The 15592-nt window shown below is 68.8% G+C and carries 16 protein-coding genes; 5 read left to right on the top strand and 11 right to left on the bottom strand.

All coding sequences use genetic code 11. The features are described 5' to 3' along the window. Positions 1-6: 6 nt before the first annotated feature. Entirely contained in the window at positions 7-1008 is a 1002-nt protein-coding gene (locus PA27867_RS11300; RefSeq protein WP_066596403.1) for a LysR family transcriptional regulator, read from the bottom strand. Positions 1009-1089: 81 nt separating this feature from the next. Here PA27867_RS11300 and PA27867_RS11305 point away from each other — a divergent pair, with 81 nt between their 5' ends. Both PA27867_RS11305 and PA27867_RS11310 read left to right on the top strand, forming a co-directional pair. Further along, the gene (locus PA27867_RS11305; protein WP_084021033.1) at positions 1090-2175 is read left to right on the top strand and encodes an aminotransferase class V-fold PLP-dependent enzyme; all 1086 of its coding nucleotides are present in this window, start codon (positions 1090-1092) and stop codon (positions 2173-2175) included. A gap of 185 nt (positions 2176-2360) precedes the next feature. Further along, positions 2361-4208: an HNH endonuclease signature motif containing protein gene (locus tag PA27867_RS11310; RefSeq protein WP_066596408.1), complete on the top strand. Its 1848-nt coding sequence runs from the start codon at positions 2361-2363 to the stop codon at positions 4206-4208. Positions 4209-4349: 141 nt separating this feature from the next. Here the strand turns inward: PA27867_RS11310 and PA27867_RS11315 are convergent, their stop codons facing one another. Beyond that, complete coding sequence (locus PA27867_RS11315; RefSeq protein ID WP_066596413.1) at positions 4350-5054, bottom strand: type 1 glutamine amidotransferase domain-containing protein; 705 nt, start codon at positions 5052-5054, stop codon at positions 4350-4352. Positions 5055-5116: 62 nt separating this feature from the next. Next, a complete protein-coding gene (locus PA27867_RS11320; RefSeq protein WP_066596414.1) occupies positions 5117-6142 on the bottom strand; it encodes an NADP-dependent oxidoreductase in 1026 nt (341 codons plus the stop codon). Positions 6143-6334: 192 nt separating this feature from the next. Here PA27867_RS11320 and PA27867_RS11325 point away from each other — a divergent pair, with 192 nt between their 5' ends. After that, complete coding sequence (locus PA27867_RS11325; protein WP_066596415.1) at positions 6335-6919, top strand: TetR/AcrR family transcriptional regulator; 585 nt, start codon at positions 6335-6337, stop codon at positions 6917-6919. A gap of 79 nt (positions 6920-6998) precedes the next feature. Here PA27867_RS11325 and PA27867_RS11330 read toward each other — a convergent pair whose 3' ends face one another. The 3 genes from PA27867_RS11330 to PA27867_RS11340 are packed head-to-tail and all read right to left on the bottom strand — an operon-like array spanning position 6999 to position 9991. Next, positions 6999-7775, bottom strand: coding sequence for a fumarylacetoacetate hydrolase family protein (locus PA27867_RS11330; protein WP_066596416.1), 777 nt, complete (start codon positions 7773-7775; stop codon positions 6999-7001). Continuing rightward, positions 7772-8905, bottom strand: a complete 1134-nt coding sequence (locus PA27867_RS11335; protein WP_066596418.1) for a branched-chain amino acid aminotransferase — start codon at positions 8903-8905, stop codon at positions 7772-7774. Before PA27867_RS11335 ends, PA27867_RS11330 begins: the two co-directional genes overlap by 4 nt. 15 nt (positions 8906-8920) lie before the next feature. Then, positions 8921-9991: a 3-isopropylmalate dehydrogenase gene (locus tag PA27867_RS11340; RefSeq protein WP_066596420.1), complete on the bottom strand. Its 1071-nt coding sequence runs from the start codon at positions 9989-9991 to the stop codon at positions 8921-8923. Positions 9992-10163: 172 nt separating this feature from the next. Between PA27867_RS11340 and PA27867_RS11345 the strand changes: the two genes are divergently transcribed. Continuing rightward, entirely contained in the window at positions 10164-10415 is a 252-nt protein-coding gene (locus tag PA27867_RS11345) for a DUF6458 family protein (protein ID WP_066596422.1), read from the top strand. An 88-nt stretch (positions 10416-10503) separates the two neighbouring features. On the opposite strand, the gene serA is transcribed toward PA27867_RS11345, so the two are convergent. Beyond that, entirely contained in the window at positions 10504-12096 is a 1593-nt protein-coding gene (serA, locus tag PA27867_RS11350; RefSeq protein WP_066596424.1) for a phosphoglycerate dehydrogenase, read from the bottom strand. 97 nt (positions 12097-12193) lie between these two features. Here serA and PA27867_RS11355 point away from each other — a divergent pair, with 97 nt between their 5' ends. Next, the gene (locus PA27867_RS11355; RefSeq protein WP_066596426.1) at positions 12194-12595 is read left to right on the top strand and encodes a DoxX family membrane protein; all 402 of its coding nucleotides are present in this window, start codon (positions 12194-12196) and stop codon (positions 12593-12595) included. A gap of 20 nt (positions 12596-12615) precedes the next feature. Here the strand turns inward: PA27867_RS11355 and PA27867_RS11360 are convergent, their stop codons facing one another. The 4 genes from PA27867_RS11360 to PA27867_RS11375 all read right to left on the bottom strand — a co-directional run bounded on the left by PA27867_RS11360 (position 12616) and on the right by PA27867_RS11375 (position 15553). Beyond that, positions 12616-12981, bottom strand: a complete 366-nt coding sequence (locus PA27867_RS11360; RefSeq protein WP_066596428.1) for a hypothetical protein — start codon at positions 12979-12981, stop codon at positions 12616-12618. Further along, a complete protein-coding gene (locus PA27867_RS11365) occupies positions 12981-13508 on the bottom strand; it encodes a hypothetical protein (protein ID WP_066596430.1) in 528 nt (175 codons plus the stop codon). The genes PA27867_RS11360 and PA27867_RS11365 overlap by 1 nt, the downstream gene beginning before the upstream one ends. A 78-nt stretch (positions 13509-13586) precedes the next feature. Next, complete coding sequence (locus PA27867_RS11370) at positions 13587-14642, bottom strand: zinc-dependent alcohol dehydrogenase family protein (protein WP_066596432.1); 1056 nt, start codon at positions 14640-14642, stop codon at positions 13587-13589. A 200-nt stretch (positions 14643-14842) separates the two neighbouring features. Further along, positions 14843-15553: a DUF998 domain-containing protein gene (locus PA27867_RS11375; protein ID WP_066596433.1), complete on the bottom strand. Its 711-nt coding sequence runs from the start codon at positions 15551-15553 to the stop codon at positions 14843-14845. Between the last annotated feature and the right edge of the window lie 39 nt (positions 15554-15592).

Consider the following 15592-nt stretch of genomic DNA (forward strand, 5'->3'; position numbering starts at 1 on the left):
TTCATCCTACCGAGGGTGGCCCGCACCGGCGTGTGCGGAATGTGGCCCCGACCCGGCGCCGAACAACGACCACGGTGCCGCGTCGATCTCCCCGATGGCGCGGATGGTGGCGGCCACGGCCGGAACCGACTCCGACCCCTCGGCGCCGACGAGGTGGATCGTGCGGAAGTCCCCCGCCGTGGTGGGCCGGGCCACGATGCCGGTGGGCAGCGGGGAGGCTGCGATCGCGAGGGCTGGGACCAGGGCCACGCCGAGGCCGGCGGCGACCATGCCGAAGACGGCCACGACGTTGTCGGTCTCGTAGGAGATACCCGGCGTGAAGCCGCTGCGGGCGGCGAGGTCGAGCAGGTGCGCCCGGCAGCGGGGGCAGCCGCCGATCCACTGGTCCTCGGCCAGCCGGGCCAGGTCGATGCGGCTGTGCCCGGCCAGGGGGTGCTCGCGAGGAAGCACTACGAGCATCTCGTCGCGCCAGAGCGGTGCCACGGTGAGCCCCTGGGCGCTCTGCCGGTGCGGGTCGGCCTGGTCGCCGGTATAGCTGAAGGTGATCGCGAGGTCGGCGGCGCGGTCCCGCACGGCGCGCACGGCCTCGGGCGGTTCGGCCTCGAGATAGCTCAGCTGCACGCCGGGGTGGCGCTGGGACAGGCCGCGCAACAGGGTGGGGATGACCGTGGCCGACGCGGAAGGGAAGGCTGCGAGGGTCACCCGGCCACTGCGCAGGCCGGCCAGGTCGCTGAGTTCGCCCGCCGCGGCATCCAGCGCCTGGGTCACCGTGGCCGCGTGCCGGGCCAGGATGCGGCCGGCCTCGGTGAGTCGCACGCCACGACCCGACTTGGCCACCAGGGGCAGCCCGAGCCGGGCCTCGAGGCGTTTGAGGTGCTGGCTCACCGCCGGTTGGCTGTAGCCGAGGGATCGCGCGGCAGCGGTGATCGAGCCGAGCTCGTTGATGCGGTGCACGATGCGCAGCGCGTGGGAATCTACGTCGAGTGCACGGTGAACGGTGTCGGCCATGCGCAAAGCATAACCGCTCGTTATGCGAACGATCGAGCACTGGGCATTGCCGAATGGATCGGGGAGCGGGACGCTGGAGGCATGAGCTCCACCGTTCCGCCCAGCGCCCCACTTGCCACCCTCAGCCTGACGGCGGCGCGGGCCGAGTACTCCCCCAGCACGACCCGCTATCTGGCGGCGTGCACCTCGGGCCGGCCAACGATCGAGACCGTGCGAGCCTTGCAGGTTGACGCCGACATCTGGGCTCGCGGCGAGGCCTCCCCCGCTCACTACCAGGTGGAGATCGACCGCGCCCGGGCGCTCTACGCCGGCTTGGTCGGGGTCGGTGCCGACCGGGTGGCGATCGGGTCGCAGGCGTCGGTGATGGCCGCGGTCGTGGCGGCATCCGTGCCCGACGGCCGGGAAGTCGTCTGCGCCGACGGGGACTTCACCTCCATGGTCTTCCCGTTCCTGCAGCAGGAGCACCGCGGCGTCACCGTGCGCCACGTGCCGGTGGCGGATCTGGCGGCCTCGCTCACCGAGCGCACCTGGCTGGTGGCCTTCTCCCTCGTGCAATCCGCCACCGGCGAGATCGCGGATGCGCCGGCGATTCGCGCGGCCGCCGCCGAGGTGGGCGCGTTCACGCTCTGCGACACCACCCAGGCCACCGGCTGGCTGCCCGTGGCGGCCGGCGACTTCGACGCCACTATCTGCCACGCCTACAAATGGCTGGGTGCCCCGCGTGGGGCCGCGTTCCTCACCGTGCAGCCCGCTCTGGCTGAGCTGCTGCGCCCAGTGCAGGCCGGCTGGTTCGCCGGCGACGACCCGTGGGCGTCCTGTTACGGCCCCACCATGGCACTGGCCACGGATGCGCGCCGCTTCGACGTTTCTCCGGCCTGGCCGGCGTGGGTGGGCACGAGAGTGGCCCTGGAGTTCTTCGCGCGGGTCGACCCGGCCGCGGTGTACGCCCATGACACGGGCCTCGGCAATGCGCTCTGTGCCGGACTCGAGCTACCCCAACAAGACCAAGCCATCGTCACGTGGGCGGACCCGTCCGGCGCCGACCTGGCCCGCCTCACCGCCGCCGGCATCACGGCCTCCGGACGCGCCGGCCGTGCCCGGGTCGCCTTCCACCTCTGGAACGACGCCTCCGACGTCGAAGCCGCCCTGCTAGCCCTCGCCCGCTAGCCCCTTCCGCCCGCTGGCCCCTCTCGCCAGGCTGTCCCACCCCATCTCCCTGCGCACCAATCGCGAGCTGTAACTCAAGCACCGACCAGTCGCGTTTTGGGGGCCTGTTTCACAGTTCGCGGATGGGTGCTCTAGGCGTGTGTGCGGGTCGCTGGAATGTCAGTGGTAGGTGAGACGATCTCACTATGAGTAGCCCAGACCAGGCTCCACCGCCCACTCCGGACGATGACGACTACTCTCCGGAGTCCGCTCCACCTGGCACCACCCCCACCGCTATCACCCCGACCGGCCCGATCACGCAGACACCGCTCGCCGAGGCGGCTGGGCCCGTCGAGTCCCGTTGGCCTACCGCCCCGGCCGAGCCCGTCGATCCGACACTGTCCACCGAGGCGGCTGACCCCGTCGAGCCGACACCGCCCGATGACCAGACAGAGCCCGATGACCAGGCAGAGCCCGATGACCAGGCAGAGCCCGACGAATACTTGCCCGATGTGGCTTTGGACGAGTTCGTGAAGACGGAGCTCGCCCGCCGCACCGAACTCATCGCGGCCGACGCCCGCCTGATCGCCCAGGTCCAGGCCCGGCAGGCCGAGCATATGGTCGACCTGCAGACGTGGAGCGAGGACCCGCGGGTGTCATCCCGCCTGCACGGCAGCCCGGATCTCATCCGGGCGGCCGACCGGAACACGGCGACCATGACCACGTACCAGGCCCGGGCCGCCGCGTACTCCCGGTGGGAAGACGGGGAGGTCGCCCGCCGCACCATCGTGAGCGAACTCGCCTGCCTGCTCAAGTTGGCCGAACGGGCCGTGGAACGGCTGCTGGACCAGTCCCTCTGGTTACTCTCGACCCCTGCCGCGTTTCAGGCTCTCTCGACGGGTGAGATCAGCTACCGTCACGCGACCGTGCTCCTCGACCAGATGCGCACCCTCCCCGACGAGGACCAGGCCGCGTTCGTGGAAGCGGTCCTCCCGGCCGCGAAGGTCCTCCCTGTGGGCCGGTTCAACGACAAGGCCCGCCGGGTGCGGGAGCGGACGCATCCGGAATCGATCGCGATCCGTAACAGGAACGCTTTCGCCGACCGCCGCAGTTACTGGGAAGCCGCACCCGACGGGATGGGCTGGCTGCACTGGTACGGCACCGCCCACGACACCAAAGCCGCCTTCGACCGCATCGACTCGATGGCCGTGAGCCTGAAGAAGACTGGCGACTCGACCACGGCGGATGCGGCAGCAACAGCCGCCGCCTCGGGCACGGGCACAGGTTTCGGGTTGGGGGCGGGTGCGGGCTTCAGGCCCGGCACGGGCATGGCCACGGCTGCGATCCGGGACGAGGAGGAAAAGCGCCGCACGCTCGACCAAATGCGCGCCGACATCACCCGCGCCCTGCTGTTGGACGGCATCACCCCCGACGGGATGGGCGTCGGAATCCGCGGCAAGGTCATGATCACCGTTCCCGTCCTCACCCTCCTGGGCCTGGACGATGAACCCGCCACCCTCGAAGGCTACGGACCGATCTCCCCCGAAACCGCCCGGGAGATCGCCGGGAACGCACCAGGCTTCACCCGGATACTGACCCACCCGGAATCCGGGGTCGTGCTCTCCCTGGGAAAAACCCAGTACAAGAAGACCAAAGCCATGGGCAAATGGCTCCGGATGCGCGACGAAACCTGCCGCTTTCCCGGCTGCTCCCGCCCCGCCGTCAAGAGCGACGTCGACCACACCGACCCCTGGGCCGGCGGAGGCACCACCGACAGCGACAACCTCGCGCACCTCTGTGAAGCCCACCACCGGCTCAAGCACCTGTCCCGGTGGCGCGTCACCCAGGAGCCCGGTGGAATTCTGCTCTGGACCTCACCCGGACAACGCAGCTACCGCACCGACCCCGCCAACCCCGTGGCACCACCCCGGCCCCTGCCCCCGACCACCGGCCCGAAAACCCGGACACGCCCCGCCGACGACAGCTACCTGCAACCCCGGCACCAGCCCACGCGACGCCCGACGGCGCCAGTGCCCGAAAACCCACCCTTCTGACAGGGGCTGAAGGTCTGAAGGTGGAAATGAGCGTGGGAACGCACGAAAGCGGCCCCATGGTCGCCTCCGGATCCGGGAGGTGACCACAGGACCGCTTTCGCGAGACTGCGTGACGCGTGGTACGTCGTGCGCGTTGCGCCGCTACTTCTGGGCGGCCACCGCGTCGATGATCGCCGTGGCGAGCTTGACCGACGACGCCGGGTTCTGGCCCGTGTAGAGGTTGCGGTCGATTTCGATGTGCTCCCCGAAGGACGCACCCTCGACGAAGTCGGCACCCAGTTCGACCAGACGCGCCTGCACGAGCCACTTGGCCTTCGGTGCGAGTCCACCCAGCGCCTCCTCGGCGTCGGTGAAGCCGGTCATGCGGTAGCCCAGGAACGGCCAGGTGCCGTCGGCGTCGACCGAGGCCAACAGTGCCGCCGGGGCGTGGCAGAGCACGCCGAGGATCTTGCCGGAGCCGATGGCATCCGTCATGATCTGACCGCTGGTCGCGTCGACAGCGAGGTCTTCCATGGGGCCGTGGCCGCCGGGGTAGAAGACCACGTCGTAGTCGGACACGGTCACGTCGTCGAGCGAGTTCGGGCTCTGCAGCGCCGGCAGGGATTCGAGGTAGCTGCGCAGTTCGGCGGAGCGCTCGTCACTACCGGTCGCGCCGGCGGCCAGGCTGCCCAGGTCGACCGTGGGAGCAGCACCCTTCGGGGTGGCGATGGTGATCGACCAGCCGGCCTCGGTGAAGAGGCGGTGCGGTTCGGCGAGCTCTTCGGCCCAGTAGCCGGTGGGGTGCAGCGAACCGTCGTTGAGGGTCCAGTGGTCAGCGGCGCTGACGACAAAAAGTACGGAAGTCATATTCTCTCCAAGAGTCGGATTCGGTGAAACGGATGCCGGCGCGGCCGAGGGGCCGCTGCCGGTCAGTTGGTGGCGACGGAGGTCTTGACGACCATCTTGCCGGTGTTCTCGCCGCGGAGCATGCCCAGGAACGCGTCGACCGCGTTCTCGATTCCGTCGACGACGGTCTCGTCGAAGACGATGTCGCCGGCTGCGAACCAGGTGCCCATCTGCTCGGTGAAGGCCGGGAAGTGCTGCAGGTAGTTGCCCACCGTGAAGCCGGTGAGCGTGAGCCCGCGGGTGACGATGTTGACCATGTTCTGCACGCCGGTGGGGCCATCCGTGCGATTCATCTGCGAGATGGCGCCGCAGAGTGCTGCACGGCCGCCGTCCTTGAAAGCACCGAGCGCGGCGCTGAGGTGGTCGCCGCCGACGTTGTCGAAGTACACGTCGATGCCCTCGGGTGCGGCCTCGGCCAGCTGCGCGGCAATGTCACCGGTCTTGTAGTTGAACGCGGCGTCGAAGCCGTACTTCTCGGTGAGCAGGGCCACCTTCTCGTCGGTTCCGGCGGAGCCGATGACGCGAGCGGCACCCTTGAGCCGGGCGATCTGGCCCACCATGCTGCCTACGGCGCCGGCAGCACCGGAGACGAAGACGGTGTCGCCTTCCTTGAACTTGGCGACCTCGAGCAGGCCCACGTAAGCGGTCAGTGCCGTCATGCCGAGCACACCGAGATAGGCGGATGCGGGAACGTTCGGGATCTCGGGAACGACACGGAAGCCGGCGGCGTCCTCCTGCACGACATCGCGCCAGCCGTACTGGTGCACGACGAGGCTGCCGACGGGCACGGACTCGACGGTCGACTCCACGACGTGGCCGACGGCGCCGCCGCCCATGGTCTCACCGAGCACGAACGGCGGGATGTAGGACTTGACGTCGTTCATGCGGCCGCGCATGTACGGGTCGACCGAGATGAAGTCGTTGACGACGCGCACCTGACCGGCGGTCAACCCGGGCAGCTCGACGACGGCGGTGCTGAAGTCCGCGTCGGTGGGCCAGCCGGTGGGCCGAGCAGCGAGCTGGATCTGGGTACTGGTGGCTGTCGTCATGCGAAGTTCCTTACTGTTCGTGGTGGGTGCCGGGCGTTTGAGGCGCCGCTCGTTTTCTGCACCGATCGTTTTACTATAGCCGGGCTATCGGTTATAGTGAAACGAGCAGTACAGAACATTCACAGGAACACCCGCGGAGCGAAACCGCGAAACACCCGGACCAGGCGTTCGCGGGCGGAAGGCAGGCAGCTCATGGGACGGCTCCAGACGTTCGACAGCACGACGGTCGTGCAATCCGCCCGCGACGTCTTCTGGGACCTCGGCTACGAGGGTGCCTCGCTCGCCGACCTGGAGACAGCCACGGGACTCAACCGGTCCAGCCTGTACCACGCCTTCGGCAGCAAACGCGGGCTCTTCGACGCCGCGGTCGCCGACTACCGGAACACCGTCATCCGCCCGCGACTGAGCCTCCTCGAGGCACCGGATGCGGGTCGCGACACCCTACTGGCCTACTTCGACAGGCTGCGGGAGGCCATCGCCGCTCTGCCGCTCGACTCCCCCCGCCGCGGATGCCTTCTGGTCAACTGCGCCACGGGCCTCGCCACACACGACGAACCGGCCCGCGAGGTCGTGGAGGGGTACCGCACGGAACTCGCCGCCGCCCTCGGCAATGCGCTGGCCGGCGCGGGAAGTCCCGCCGACCGCACGGAGGAACGGGTGCGCACTCTCGCTTCCCTCTCCATGAGCGCCATGCTCCTGGCCCGGGTCAACGCCACCGAATCGGCCGCGTTACTCTCCACGGCCGCCGACCAGGTGCGCGCCTGGCTCCCGGTCTAACGGTTTCCCGGCCGGAGAGTTGCGCCCGGTACGCCGGGCGCACTTGTCCGCTGCGGAAACAGTCGCCGCACGCGGACTGCTAAGCCGCGCTTCGCACCGGGTTGGTGAGCACGCCGAGTCCAGGGATCTCGATGCTCACGCTGTCGCCGTGCGTCACCCGTTGGGCGGAACTCGGTGAGCCGGTCAGGATCACGTCACCGGGCAGCAGGGTGAAGGCATGCGAGAGGAACGAGACGATCTCCTCCATCGAGAACGCCAGCAACGACACGTCGCCGTTCTGGAACTGCGTGGCGTCGACCCGGCCGAGAATACGGCCATCCGTGGGATCGAACTCGGTGTCGATCACCGGTCCGAGCGGGCAGAACGAGTCGAAACTCTTGGCTCTGGCCCCATGCCCCTGGACCTCGCTCAGGTCGACGGCCGTGACGTCGTTCGCGATGGTGTAGCCGAAGATCGCCGAGGACGCGTCAGCCACGCTGAGATTCTTCGCGACCTTCCCGATCACGATGGCCAACTCGCCCTCCACGCGCACGTCCTCGGACTGTGCGGGAAGCACGATGGGATCGTTCGGACCCACCACCGTGGTGTTGGGCTTGAGGAAGAAGCGCGGCTCGGCGGCCGCGCCGTCCTGCACGGCGGCCTTCTCGACGGCATCCGCGAAGTAGGCGCCGGCGAGGCCGACGACCTTGGAGCGAGGGATCACCGGCGCGAGCAGGGCCACGTCCACCAGCGGAAGGCGCTGGCCGGTGGGGTTGTAGCCGGCGAACATGGGGTCCCCGGTGAGGACGACAAGTTCGTCGTCGTCGATGATGCCGAACGCGATGGTGCCGGCGTGGCTGAACCGTGCGATCTTCACGCGGTCACCTCGGTTTCCGCCGCAGCATCCAGCCGCATCAGCCAACCGTGGCGGTCGGGCAGGCGGCCGTACTGGATGTCGGTCAGCTCCTGGCGCAGCGCCATGGTGATCTCCCCGGCCGGAGCATCGGCCGACCCGATCTCGAAGCCCACGCCCTTGAGCTGGGCGATAGGCGTGACCACGGCTGCCGTACCGCAGGCGAACACCTCGGTGATCCGCCCGGATGCGACACCGTCGCGCCACTCGTCCACGGTCACGTCCCGCTCCTCAACGGTCATGCCGCGGTCCCGGGCGAGCTGGATGATGCTGTCGCGGGTGACGCCCTCGAGGATCGTGCCGGTCAGGCGCGGGGTGACCAGGGTGTCGGTGCCGTGCACGAAGAACACGTTCATGCCGCCGAGTTCGTCGATGTGGGTGCCGGTCTCGCCGTCGAGGAAGAGCACCTGGGCGCAGCCGTTGTCGTAGGCCTCACGCTGGGGCAGCAGCGAGGCGGCGTAGTTGCCGCCGCACTTGGCGGCGCCGGTGCCGCCGCGGCCGGCGCGGGAGTACTCGGTGGAGAGCCAGATACTCACCGGGGCGACACCGTCGGTGAAGTAGGCCCCGGCCGGGCTGGCGATGACGTAGTAGCCCACCTTGTGCGCGGCGCGCACCCCGAGGAAGCTCTCGTTCGCGATCATGAACGGACGCAGGTAGAGGCTGGTCTCCGGCGCATTGGGCACCCAGGCACCGTCCACGGCGATCATCTGCTTGATCGACTCGATGAAGTCGGCGACGGGCAGCTCGGGCAGCGCGAGCCGGCGGGCGGAGCTCTGCAGGCGTTCGGCGTTCTTCTCCGGCCGGAAGGTCCAGATGGAGCCGTCGGCGTGGCGGTAGGCCTTCATGCCCTCGAAGATCTCCTGGCCGTAGTGCAGCACGGAGGAGGCCGGGTCGAGCAGCAGCGGGCCGTACGGGGTGACCCGAGCGTTCTGCCAGCCGGCCTCGACCGTCCAGTCGATCGTGACCATGTGGTCGGTGAAGTGCTTACCGAAACCCGGGTCGGAGAGGATCGTCTCGCGCTCCGCGCTGGATCGGGCCGTCTCAGACGGGGTCAGTTCGAATTCGAGGGGGAAGGTGGTGCTCTGCTGGCTCATGGGAGTCCCTTTGGTCTAGGCGGGAGTGTCGGTCAGGCGGGTGACGATCGCATCGCCGACGGCACTGGTCGCACGCGCTGCGTCGGTGCTGCTGCGGGCCACGATGTCGGCCGTGACGGCCGCGCTCACCCGAGCCGCCGCATCCTGGAGCCCGAGGTGGTTGAGCAGGAGCGCGACCGAGAGGATCGCCGCCGTGGGATCGGCCAACTGCCGGCCCGCGATGTCGGGTGCCGAGCCGTGTACCGGCTCGAACATGCTGGGGAAACGGCCGTCCGGGTTGATATTTCCGGATGCCGCCAGGCCGATGCCGCCGCTGATTGCCGCTGCCAGGTCAGTGAGAATATCGCCGAAGAGGTTGTCCGTGACGATGACATCAAATCTACCCGGATTTGTGACGAGGAAAATCGTCGCCGCATCGACGTGCAGGTAATCGACGGCCACGTCGGGGTATTCGGCGCCAACCTCGGCGACAATGCGCTGCCAGAGGCTGCCGGAGAAGACCAGCACGTTGGTCTTGTGCACCAGAGTGAGGCGCTTGCGCGGCCGGTTCCTGGCCACCTCGAACGCGTAACGCACGACCCGCTCGACGCCGAAGGCAGTGTTGACGGACACCTCATTGGCGACCTCGTTCGGGGTGCCCTGGCGGATGGCGCCGCCGTTGCCCACGTACGGCCCCTCGGTGCCCTCGCGCACAACGACGAAGTCCACCTCGCCGGGGTCGCCCAGCGGGCTCGGCACACCGGGGAAGAGCACGCTCGGGCGCAGGTTGACGTAGTGGTCGAGCGAGAAGCGCAGCTTGAGCAGGAGCCCGCGCTCGATGTTGGCATTCTTGAGCCGGGGATCGCCGGGCACTCCCCCGACGGCGCCGAGCAGGATGGCATCGTGCGCGCTGATCGCGGCCAGGTCCTCGTCGGTCAGCACGTCACCGGTCTCGAGGAAGCGGGTGGCGCCGAGCGAGAAGTGGGTGAGATCGAAGTCGACCGGTTCGGCCTGGGTCACGGCCTCGAGCACCTTGAGAGCCTCGGCGACGACCTCGGGGCCGATGCCGTCTCCGGCGATGACTGCGAGCTTGACTGAGCGGGACATGCGGCTCCGATTACGGTGAGGCAGCCGGTGGGCTGGCGATAGTGACACGAATTTGACGTAGAGATACCCTGCAAATCAACCCTACTGCCCGCTTTCGGGTGTCTATGCTGGAGGACCCTGACCGTGCGCGTCGCCGACGCGCATGTGCCATCACCGAAGAAAGCAGTTCACCATGAGTATCGGATTGGGAATCTTCCTGTTCGTCGTCGGCGCCATCCTGGTGTGGGCCCTCAACATCCAGGTTGACTGGGTCGACCTCGACCTCGTCGGTTACATCCTGATGGGCGCGGGCGCGCTCATCTTCGTGCTCGGCCTGGTGTTGCTCACCCGCCGACGCAGCAGCATCAGCACCACCCGCAGCGCCGTCGACCCGGTCAGCGGCGAACGCACCGTGCAGCAGGAACGGTCGATCGACGACGTCTGACCTGTTTCGTTACAGCACATGAAAAAGCCCCGGATGCGCATCCGGGGCTTTTTTCGTTCGTGCTGCGCCTGGTGAGGCGACGGACTGGTTACTCGGTGATGTCGATCGCGACCATGACGTCAGCCGCGATCGCCTCGCGGAGCGACGCGATCAGCGCGGCGGGAACGGGCGAGTCGACCGTCAGGACGCTGAGCGCCTCGCCGCCGGCCTCGTGCCGGGCGATCTGCATGCCCGCGATGTTGATCTCGGCCTCGCCGAACTCGCGGCCGTACACGGCGACGATTCCGGGGCGGTCGGTGTAGAGCATGACGATGAGGTGCTCGGCGAACGGCACCTCGACGTCGTAGCCGTTGACCTCGACGATCTTCTCGATCTGCTTGGTGCCCACCAGGGTGCCGGAGACCGAGACCTGCGAGCCGTCGGCGAGGGCGCCGCGCAGCGTGATGAGGTTGCGGTACTCGGGCGACTCGGCGTCGGTGATGAGGCGCACGCTCACTCCGCGCTGCTCGGCGAGCAGCGGCGCGTTGACGTAGGAGACCGTCTCGCTGACCACGTTGGTGAAGATGCCCTTGAGTGCGGCGAGCTTGAGCACCGAGACGTCGAATTCGACGATCTCGCCGCGCACCTCGATGTCGACGCTGGTGAGCGGGCTGTGGGCGGCAAGGCCTGAGAAGACCTGGCCGAGCTTCTCGACCAGCGGGATACCGGGACGCACGGTGGGGTCGATGACGCCGCCGGCGACGTTGACGGCGTCGGGAACCAGTTCGCCGGACAGCGCGAGACGCACCGACTTGGCGACGGAGACACCGGCCTTCTCCTGGGCCTCGTCGGTGGACGCGCCCAGGTGCGGGGTGCTGATCAGGTTGTCGAGTCCGAGCAGCGGCGAGCCGGTCGGCGGCTCGTTGACGAAGACGTCCAGGCCGGCTCCGGCGATGGTGCCGTCGACGAGCGCCGTGTACAGGTCGGCTTCGTCGATGAGTCCACCGCGGGCGACGTTGACGACGTAGGCGGTGGGCTTCATGAGCTTCAGCTGCGGGGCGCTGATCATGCCCGTGGTCTCCGGCGTCTTGGGCATGTGGATGGTGACGAAGTCGGACTGCTCGAGCAGTTCGTCCAGTGTCACCGGGTGCACGCCGAGCTGCTGGGCGCGAGCCGAGGTGATGTACGGGTCGAAGGCGATGATGTTCACCCCGAAGGCCTGCAGGCGAGCCGCGACGAGCGCGCCGATGCGGCCCAGGCCGATGATGCCGACGGTCTTCTCGTAGAGCTCGATGCCGGTGTACTTGGAGCGCTTCCACTGACCCTGGGCGAGGGCGCCGTGAGCCGGCGGGATGTGGCGGGCCAGGCTGAGGATGTGGCCGACGGTCAGTTCGGCGGCCGAGATGATGTTGGAGGTGGGCGCGTTGACCACCATGACGCCGGCCGCGGTGGCGGCCTTGATGTCGACGTTATCGAGTCCGACGCCGGCGCGGGCGATGACCTGCAGGTGCGGGGCCGCGGCGAGGGCCTCGGCGTCGACCTTGGTGGCGGAGCGCACCAGGATGGCGTTGGCGGAGGCCAGCGCGGAGAGCAGGGCGGCACGGTCGGTGCCGTCGACGTTGACAACGTCGAAGTCGGGCCCGAGGGCATCGACGGTGGCGGGCGAGAGTTCTTCGGCGATAAGTACAACGGGCTTCGACACGAAAACAGATCCTTAGAAAGCGTCAGGCGAGGGAAGCTCGCGCCACGATCTTGGGGCGCCAGATACCACAACACTTTACTGGCTGCAGAATAGAGCGATGAGCGCCGAGTCCGTGACCAACGTCCTAACCGTGCTGAGGGTCATCCTGGCGGTGGTCTTCGTCGTGGCGGGGATCAGCCATTTCGCGCCCTCGGTGCAACGCACGATGACCGCGATGATCCCGCCACGACTGCGCTGGCGGGGCCTGTGGTCTCCGCGCAACCTCGTGCTGATCACCGGTGTCTGCGAGATTCTCGGCGGTGTCGGACTTCTTCTGGATGCCACCCGTGTTACGTCAGGTGTCGCCCTGGCCGTGTTCCTCGTCGCGGTTTTTCCCGCGAACGCGTACGCGGCCCGGCACAAGGAGCGCTTCGGTGCCGTCGCGATTCCGTTCGTGCCGCGGCTGCTCGGCCAGCTGGTGCTCATCGGGCTGGTGCTCGCCGTGAGCCTTGCCGGCTGACGGCGCCGCTCTGCGGAGTGTCAGACGATCAGGCTGCCGAGTCCGAACACGAAGATGTCGAGGGAGAGTGCCGAGACCAGGCAGAGCCCGGCCAGCAGCATGAGGGCCTGGGGGCCGGCCTCGCGGCGACGTCCGAGCCAGAAGGCGATGCCGAACACCACGACCGGCGCGAGCACGCCCGTGAGCAGCAGGCCCCAGCCGAAACCGCTCAGGCTGGTGTCGAGCAGCTGAGCGGCGTTGTTGAGGCCGAGCAGGTTGCCGAGCCCCGACCACGCGCTGTAGGCGTAGAAGAGTCCGAACACGATGGCGATCGTGGCCGAGAGCCAGGCCGGCGTGCGGCGCACCCGGGTGCTGGATGTGCTGTCGAGTGTCTTGTCGGTGCTCATCAGAGTCCCCCGGTTCCGGCGATGAAGGGCAACGGGGCCAGCAGCACGGCGCCCAGGATGAGCCAGGTCCACCGCAGCCGCGGCTTGCCGCGCGTGAGCCAGTAGGACGAGGCGAACCACACGGCCGGCGCCGCGACGGCGAGCCAGGTGCCGAGGGAGAACATGAACTGCCCGAGCGGATCGGTCAGACCGCTGGTCAAGCGTCCGACGCCGATGAACCAGCCGATCGTGTACAGCAGGTAGACCCCGGCGAGGATGCCCAGGCCGATCAGGGCCGGGGACGACAGGGACGCGGGCTCCGCCGGGGCGTCGACGTAGCCGCCGGGCGAGCCGGTGACTGCCCAGCCCTCGGGCAGGTCGGTGTCCACGGGGGCAGCCTCGTGGTCAGCCGGCGCATCGGTTGCCGGCGCGGGCGCATCCGTCGTCGACGCCGGAGTGCGCTCGACCGCGGCCGTGCCTCCGGAGACGAGCGTGGGATCGTCGTCGCCGGCCCAGCCGAGTGCATCGTCATCCCGAGAAGAAGTCATGTGTCCAGCCTATAGAGCCGGACCGGCGGGCCGACGCCGAAACTGCACTCACCTGCGGCCCGTAATATCTCCGGCTCCTCAGCGGCTGATCAGCACCTTGAGCGCATGCGTCTCGGCGGCCCGGGAGAAGGTGTCGTAGGCATCCAGTACCTGGTCGAATCCGAACCGGTGGGTGGCGAGGCGCTCTGCGGGGATCTTGTGCTGGGCTACGAGCTTGAGCAGCATCGGCGTGGTGTTGGTGTTCACGAGCCCCATGCTGATGCTGATGTTCTGGATCCACAGGTTCTCCACGTGCAACGGCACGGGCTTGCCGTGCACACCCACGTTGGCCAGGTGGCCGCCGGGCCGCACGATCTCGGTCGCCATGGTGAAGGTGTCTGGCACCCCGACGGCCTCGATGGCCACATCGACGCCCGCTCCATCGGTGACGGCGAGCACGTCGTCACGCCACTCCGGCCGGCCGGAACGCACGGTGTGGGTGGCGCCGAAGTGCCGGGCCTGCTCGAGCCGGTTCTCGTCCAGGTCGATGGCCACGATGGCTCCGGCACCGTACAGCCCGGCCGTGGCGATCGCGGCCAGGCCGACCGGGCCGGCGCCGATCACGGCGACGACGTCGCCCGGGGCCACCTGGCCGTACTGCACGCCCATCTCGAACCCGGTGGGGAGGATGTCGGAGAGCATCACGGCCTCGGCGTCGGTCACCGAATCCGGCAGCGCATAGAGCGAGTTGTCGGCGTAGGGCACCCGCACGAACTCCGCCTGGGTGCCGTCGATGAGGTGGCCGAACACCCAGCCCATGCCCGATCGGCCCTCGTCGCCCAGGCAGTGCGAGTACAGGCCGATCTTGCAGTTGGCACAATGACCGCACGACTTGATGCAGGAGATCAGCACCCGCTGGCCCACCGAGATTGACTCCACCGAGTCACCGGTCTCGACGACCGTTCCCACGCCCTCGTGGCCCAGGATGCGCCCCGCCTCGACCGCGGGCACGTCGCCCTTGAGGATGTGTAGGTCGGTGCCGCAGATGGTGGTGGTGTCGATGCGCACGATCGCGTCGGTGGGCCGCAGGATGCGCGGGTCGGGCCGGTCGGTCCAGGTCTTCTGACCGGGGCCGTCGTAGACGAGTGCTTTCACGATGACGCTCCTTTGCGTTGAGGTGCTTCGGACTCGGCCCACGATGGCGATCATGGTAGCCAGATGGGGCGGGTACGGAAACCTCCGTGCGGCACGCACCTGCCGGTGACATGGCCGCACAGCCACACCGCCACACAGCCACACAGCCACGCCGCCACACCCGTGTGCAGCGCCGGTCTGGCGCACGGCCCGATGCGCGTTTAGCTGCAGCGCCGGCGTACGACCAGGGACACGGCGATGACCCAGCCGAGCACCCCGACCAGGCTGACCCGCTCGGCGAGGCCGATCACCCCGGGCGCCCAGACCGCCGCGATACCCAACGCCAGCAGCCCGAATGCGGCCACGCCCGTGAAGACCGCAGCCGCCGGGTACGCCCCGCGCAGGTCGTCGCTCCTCCGCAACCACACGGTCAGCAGGCCGAAGGCGACCAAGGCAACCAGGAAGCCTCCGGCGGCCACGACGAGGTGCGCGGTTCCGAGAGCCGTCGTCGGCTCCAGGCTCGGCGCATCCTTGGCCGGGATGTCGGTGGGCAGGAACGCCAGGGCCGCCGAGCAGGCCCCGGCAATGAGCATCAGGACCAGACCGGTACGCCGCACTCGTGTGCGCGGGCCGTAGTGCGCCAGTGCGGCGACGGCGCAGACCGTGACCACTCCCCTGGCCAGGAAGTTCAGGTTCATCACCCAGCCGTACGGCCCGACGGCGAGGTTGCTCTCGGCTTCGGAGACGACGCTGTAGTGCGGCGGAAGCGCCTGCAGGACGATGTCCACCAGCACGTAGAGGACGGCGCCGACCAGGGCGATCGTCGCGAGGACCCGGGTGGAGCGGGAGGCCCGCGGGGCACCGTCGGAGGCGCCGTCGGAGGCGCCGTCGGCGGATGCGTTCCGCGTCTGCAGGGCCTCAGGGTTACGCATGCTCACTCCGGAAGCCTAACGGGCCGCGCGGGGGCGGCA

The organism is Cryobacterium arcticum (assembly GCF_001679725.1).
GTDB classification, from domain to species: Bacteria; Actinomycetota; Actinomycetes; order Actinomycetales; family Microbacteriaceae; genus Cryobacterium; species Cryobacterium arcticum_A.